The organism is Croceicoccus hydrothermalis (assembly GCF_022378335.1).
Lineage (GTDB): Bacteria > Pseudomonadota > Alphaproteobacteria > Sphingomonadales > Sphingomonadaceae > Croceicoccus > Croceicoccus hydrothermalis.
Genome location: NZ_JAIQCI010000043.1, coordinates 1 through 5,740 on the forward strand (window position 1 = coordinate 1; position 5,740 = coordinate 5,740).

General features: G+C 61.8%; 7 protein-coding genes. 3 read left to right on the forward strand and 4 right to left on the reverse strand.

The window, feature by feature from the left end:
• Together K4G67_RS15680 and K4G67_RS15685 are read left to right on the forward strand one after the other, a co-directional pair.
• On the forward strand, positions 1-1,319 hold a 1,319-nt coding region (locus K4G67_RS15680; protein ID WP_239807229.1), incomplete at its 5' end, for an ATP-dependent DNA helicase.
• A gap of 149 nt (positions 1,320-1,468) precedes the next feature.
• On the forward strand, positions 1,469-1,894 hold the full coding sequence (locus tag K4G67_RS15685; protein WP_239807230.1) for a GNAT family N-acetyltransferase: 426 nt from the start codon (positions 1,469-1,471) through the stop codon (positions 1,892-1,894).
• Positions 1,895-1,948: 54 nt separating this feature from the next.
• Here the strand turns inward: K4G67_RS15685 and K4G67_RS15690 are convergent, their stop codons facing one another.
• Positions 1,949-3,136 carry a S41 family peptidase gene (locus tag K4G67_RS15690; protein WP_239807235.1) on the reverse strand — a complete coding sequence of 396 codons (1,188 nt, stop codon included), beginning with the start codon at positions 3,134-3,136 and terminating at the stop codon, positions 1,949-1,951.
• 86 nt (positions 3,137-3,222) lie between these two features.
• On the opposite strand from K4G67_RS15690, the gene K4G67_RS15695 reads away from it, so the two are divergent.
• Positions 3,223-3,564, forward strand: a complete 342-nt coding sequence (locus K4G67_RS15695) for a hypothetical protein (RefSeq protein ID WP_239807231.1) — start codon at positions 3,223-3,225, stop codon at positions 3,562-3,564.
• A 38-nt stretch (positions 3,565-3,602) separates the two neighbouring features.
• Here K4G67_RS15695 and K4G67_RS15700 read toward each other — a convergent pair whose 3' ends face one another.
• The 3 genes from K4G67_RS15700 to K4G67_RS15710 form a co-directional block, all read right to left on the reverse strand.
• The gene (locus K4G67_RS15700; RefSeq protein WP_239807232.1) at positions 3,603-4,166 is read right to left on the reverse strand and encodes a recombinase family protein; all 564 of its coding nucleotides are present in this window, start codon (positions 4,164-4,166) and stop codon (positions 3,603-3,605) included.
• A gap of 181 nt (positions 4,167-4,347) precedes the next feature.
• A complete protein-coding gene (locus K4G67_RS15705; protein ID WP_239807233.1) occupies positions 4,348-5,316 on the reverse strand; it encodes a hypothetical protein in 969 nt (322 codons plus the stop codon).
• 195 nt (positions 5,317-5,511) lie between these two features.
• A partial coding sequence (locus K4G67_RS15710; protein WP_239807234.1) for a transposase occupies positions 5,512-5,740 on the reverse strand: 229 nt, incomplete at its 5' end.

Genomic DNA, 5,740 nt, shown 5'->3' on the forward strand with positions numbered 1-5,740 from the left:
GCGCGTTCGCGCCCACGGCGGCAGCGGCCGACCTGTTGGGCGGGGCCATCGACGCGAATGGCGAGACAGTGGCAAAGGCCGTGCTGACCGGCGAGCGCATGGTGCTGGAAGCGAAGACCCGCCCCGAGGCCTGGATCGTGGACGAAGCCTCGATGGTGAGCGCGCGCGACATGGCGAAGGTATTGAGCATGGCCGAGAGATCGGGCGCGCGCGTCGTGCTGGTGGGCGACGTGAAACAGCTCGGCAGCGTGGAGGCGGGCCGCGCCTTTGGCCAGCTCCAGGACGCAGGCATGAAAACGCATGTGCTCGATAAGATTGTGCGCCAGGCGAACGACCTGACCCGCGAGGCGGTCGAAGCCACGATCGCGGGCGACGGGGCGCGGGCGCTTGCCGCGCTGGACAAAGGCGGGGGCCGCATCGCCGAGATCCCGCAAGCCGGGGATCGGCGCGCGGCGATGGCGCGCGACTTCGCCGCGCTGTCGCCAAAGGACCGGGCCAAGACGCTGGTGATGGACACCACCCGAGAGGGCCGGGAATTGCTGACCGAAGCCATCCGCGCCGAGCTTCGCAGGGACGGCACAATCACCGGCGACAGCATGACAATGGCTACGCTCGAGAACAAAGGGCTGACCCGCGAGGAAGCGCGCATGGCCAGCGGCTATGAGAAGGGCGACGTGGTGACGTTCCGCCGCGACTACGAGCGCCACGGCGTCGCGAAGGGACAGGCCTATCGGGTTGATGGCATCGACCGCGAGGCCAACCGGATCACGCTGCGCGGGTCGAACGGCCGCGCGATCGACTGGCGGCTCGACAGGTGGGGCCGGGGACAGTCCGAGGCCTATATCGAGAAAGAGCGGGAGTTCGCGAAGGGCGACCGGGTGCAGTTCACGCGCAACGACCGCGAGGCGGGGCGCGTGAACGGGCTGACCGGCAACGTGACCGCGATCGATGCCGAGCGGCGCGCCATGACGGTCAGGGACGCGCGCGGGCAGGAGCATCATTTATCGCTGGACCAGACCCGCGACCGGCATTTGCGGCACGGGTGGGTGGGCACCGTACATGGCAGTCAGGGCGCGACCGCCGACCGATCGATGACCCATCTTGAAAGCCACCGCGCGATGACGGTGGATGCGAAGACCACCTATGTCGCGATCAGCCGCGCGCGGCACCATGCGGCGATCTACACCGACAGCCGCGAGAAGCTTGCCGACGCGATCGAGCTGCGCAGCGGGGAGCGGCAGACGGCGCTGGAACCGGCGCGTCGTTTGGAGTCAGCGAAACCGGAAAAACCGATTCGCGCCCGTTCTATAGCTCTCTAGGAATGGCAGCTCCCGACCCCAGTTGCGGTCACTCCGACAATATGACCGCTGCCAGCTAGCAGACATTCAATCTTCACCAGATTGCGATTCCCCGGTAAAATGGCACTATGACAATCAGGCTGGCAGTCTTTCCAGGAGGCACGGATTCGGTGCTGGACATCTGGCGCGAATTCATTGCGAACTCGCCGGTCAATTTAGACTACCAAGGCAACGAAGCTGAATTCGAGAATTTGGCGGTAAAATATACGCCGCCCAATGGATGCGTTTTGCTCTCGGAGCGCGGCGGTGCGATCGATGGCTGTGTCGCGTTGCGGAAAGTCACAGCGGAAATATGCGAAATGAAGCGGCTGTATGTCCGACCAAGAGCCCGAGGCAACGAGTTGGGACGTAAATTGGTCGAACGGTTGCTTGTCGAGGCTCGCTTGATGAACTTCCAAGAGATGAGGCTCGACGTGCAAGCCAAATCGGTTTCCGCTAGAAAGCTCTACAGCGATTTCAATTTCATCGACGCCGATCCGGTATCATTTAACCCAGTTCCCGGAGCCTCCTTTCTGGGATTGCGCCTTGGCAGCTAGCACCTTGGCGGGGGCCATAAGCTGCCTGTCGCAAAACCACCCCAATAGCTCTCGCTAACAGGTTGCGTTCGCCAGCCTATCGCCGATCGGCGCGGGCACGAAATCCTCGCGAGGCTTTCCTTCCGTAGTCATTAGCCGTTCGGTTGGCAGCTTGATCGTCAGATCGGTGTTTCCGATCGGCAAATCCTCTACCGAGCCGTTCAGGCCCGCCATCATCGACCCGCGCACGTCAGCGCCCAGCGCCGCGAACCCGATCGCCAGGCCTTCGCCCATGCTTCCTGTCCAACGGCCGACCAGGATTGTCGGCAGCTCCGATCGATATTTGTCGGAACGGGGGAGAACTTGTTCGATCCATTGGCGTGCGACGCCCGTCTCGCGTTCCTCGACGGGGCGATTGTGTATTTGATAGTCACGGGGCCGATCGACAAACCAACCCATGATGGCCCGTGCGATCGTAGTGTTGCCGCCCGATGGAGTGTCCCGCAAATCGAGCACGAGATTGGTATCGGGATTGAGCGAACCCATCGCGGCGTCAAAGGCGGCGATCGTTTCCCGGTCGCCGAGAGCGTTATTGAAGCGGACGATGGTCACGTCGTTGGCGGCACAGACCGACAGGGGCGGTTCCGGATCATCGGTTGCTGCGTAAAGCGAGGACAGAACCACCGGTCGCTCCGTGCCCGAACTGTCGGCAATGACAATCCGCCGCTCCCGATCGCGACGCCCGGCGACAAGAACGCGGGCGGCATAACCGGCCCGCTGCGGCGTGATTTCGAGGTCCATCGCCGACCAGAATCCGGCGACGGCACGAGCTACTGGAACCCCATCGATTGCGGCAATCTGCTGCCCACTTTGGATGCCCGCCTGCGATGCAGGGCTGTCCGGCCTGACCGCATCGATGACGTAGCGGCCATCCTCGAACACCACCCACAGATCGGCATAGGTTGGCACCACTGCCCAGCTGTCCGCGAACGAGCTGCCAGTGATCGCATGGTGATCGGCGAGCGAGGCGATCCGGTGTTCGGCGTAGCGGAGCAGCGTGCGTTCATCGTGGACAGCCTCACGTTCGCGCGTGAGAACGTCGGATTGTGGGAGGGTGCCATCGGGCAGCTTGTCGAGATAGGCGTATTGGCGCTCGATCGTCTGATCGAGATCGGCCGCCGCCGCATTGTAATCGACCGGCTCGGTCGCGCCAGCGAGCAGCAGCGGAGCGAAGATGATGGATGGCAGCGCTTTCAGCTTCATCACATGCTTCTAGCTGGAAAGTGCCCGATTGAGGAGCTTGGAGAAAGCGGTATTGCGACGGTGCGTATCTGAGTTACCATCGAAGGATGATCCAGTTCATTATCGCCTTGGCCGCGATTATCGTCATGGTGGCGATGTCATTTCGAGCTAATTCCCGTTTTCGGGATAGCGACAGACTCCCGATGCAATGGTCGTTCGGAGGCGAGGTCAACTGGACCGCGCCAAGGGCTATCGCTCTTGCCTTCACGCCCGCACTGGCAACCCTCGTTCTCATTGCAGCCAGCGCTTCGACAGTGATGTTGGAGCCGAGAGCCGGTCAGGAGGGTATGGAGGTTCCGGTAATCGTCATCTTGGCGACGGGCTTTATCGCGGTTCACGCATTTCACATCTGGCTGATCGGCAAGGCCATGAACCGCAAAGATCGCTAACGCCGCGTCAAAACCGAACGAGGCTGTTGAAAAACTCTCTACGCGGCCAAGGCAGACGCGGACAGCGCCCGGTAGAGGGTCGCGTGGTGGCACTGGAGGAGCTTGGCGGCTTCGCGCACAGACGTGCCTTCCTCGACGAGACGCCTGCCCAAGGCGATCTGGTCGGCCGTGAGCTTCGCTGGTCGGCCGAACCTGACGCCGCGCGCCTTGGCGGCGGCGCGCCCCGAGCTGGTGCGCTGGTGGATGAGCGCGCGCTCGAACTCGGCGATACCGGCAAACACCGTCAGCACCATGCGTCCCGCGGGCGAGGTGGTGTCCGCCCACGGCTCGGCGATCGAGCGCAGGCCCGCGCCCACGTCGTTCAACCGCTCGGCGATGTCGAGCAGGTTCTTGGTCGAGCGCGCGAGCCGATCGAGCCGGGTGACAACCACCACGTCATTGTCGCGGATCTGGTCGAGCAGGCGCGCCAGTTCGGGGCGGTCGCGCCTAGCGCCCGACACCTTTTCCTCAAAGGTGCGGCGGCATCCCGCCTCCTTCAACGCGGCGCGTTGCAGCATGAGGTCCTGGTCGTCGGTGGACACGCGGGCATAGCCGATAAGCATGTCGCATATATGCATCGAAACTGCAGAGTTTAGCAACACACTTTCGCGACAGCGCCGCCACTCGGGTGAGTGGAGCCGATCCGGCCTGTCGCGCAACTTACAACATTTGCGACGCGGCATGTCGGAGATGGGGTGGGTTTGCGACTGTCTGCTTTTGTCTAAGGAAGTTGGCTAAGCGGACCTAACGCGGCTGAAGCTGCTCAGCTGTCCTCTCAATCATCGTTCCTAGGCTGAATGGCGCGTTTACGTATTGACGTTGCCAGGCCGGATCGAGCTGGTGCAGCATTTCGGCCTCTATTGCTCCAAGAACATAGAACGCGCTCCGCTTCCACATTCCGAGTCCATCCCGGTCGATCGCCCGAAGACTTGCGGCCAACCCCAGCCTGCCGTCCTCTGCGACCGCGGCGATGCTTGGATGGGATGTCGCCACTAGCGCGCCCAACTCCTGCTCGGACCAGCGCGCCACCCCTTCCTGCCCGGCTTGGAACTCGAAATACGCCCAATCCTTCAAGCTCGCCGCGCGTTTGGCGTCTTTTCGGGCATCAATGTAATCGGACGTTGCAAGATGTCGCTCAAAAGAACTTGTCGCCTCCAGATATCGCAGGGCACTGCCCGTCATCTCCTTGAAGGCGTTCTCGACCTCGCTATCGGCATAAGGAAACGGATAATCCAGCATCCACTGGCTGCTGTCCCCGCCGAACATTTCTCGAACGCGATCGACGGCCGCAATATATCCGGGCAGGGTGCTTTGATACTGGTGAAAAGCTTCGTGCAGAATGGTTACGATCCATTCGTCCCGGCTCATGCCCAATGCATCTGGCACACCCACCATAATGACTTGTTGATCACCGATATACGTCGCTGCGGAAAGATCCACAGGAAGTTCCCTCGGTCGCGTTTGCATTGCACAGTTCGTCACCGAGTCGAAGCCGGCGGGAGAAAAATCCGGGGCAGGGGCGCCGCAGAACAAAGTCTCCTGATCTGGGCCAATTAACAAGATCGGAAGCGGTGCTTGCGAGAAGCCTTCCCAGACACGATCCCCATTGGTCCGAACGATCGCCTGCGCTTCGGCGATCATCTGGCGATCGTCATCCGGGGGGAGAAGAGGGTTGGTGACCGACGCAATCGCAGCAGCCACAATGACAAGCATTTTCCACCGCTCCCTCAAATTGTCATTTGCAAACCTATTGGGACTTTAGGTTGTAACAAATTACTACGACAGCTTTGCGGGGACGACTACCATTATCCGAATGTCCGCATTTGGGGTCTATTCTGTTGAAGAAGTCGGTGGTGGGGCTGACGGAAGTGCGCTGCGGACAGCGGGCGAGCGGGCTTATCGCTCCACTCAGGCGGGTGCGAGGCCCGGGATCGGCTTCATCTTTGCGAGTTTGCGAAGGTTTTGGGCTGCTGCGGCGAGGTGGAACTCGTCTTTTGCTCCATTGGGGCCGCGCAGACGCAGGCGATCCAGCTTCAGGATGCGCTTGAGGTGCGCGAACAGCATCTCGACTTTCTTCCGCTGGCGGCGTGAGACGAGATAGGCGTCGCTGGTGGCGATCTCGCGGGCCAGATCGCGA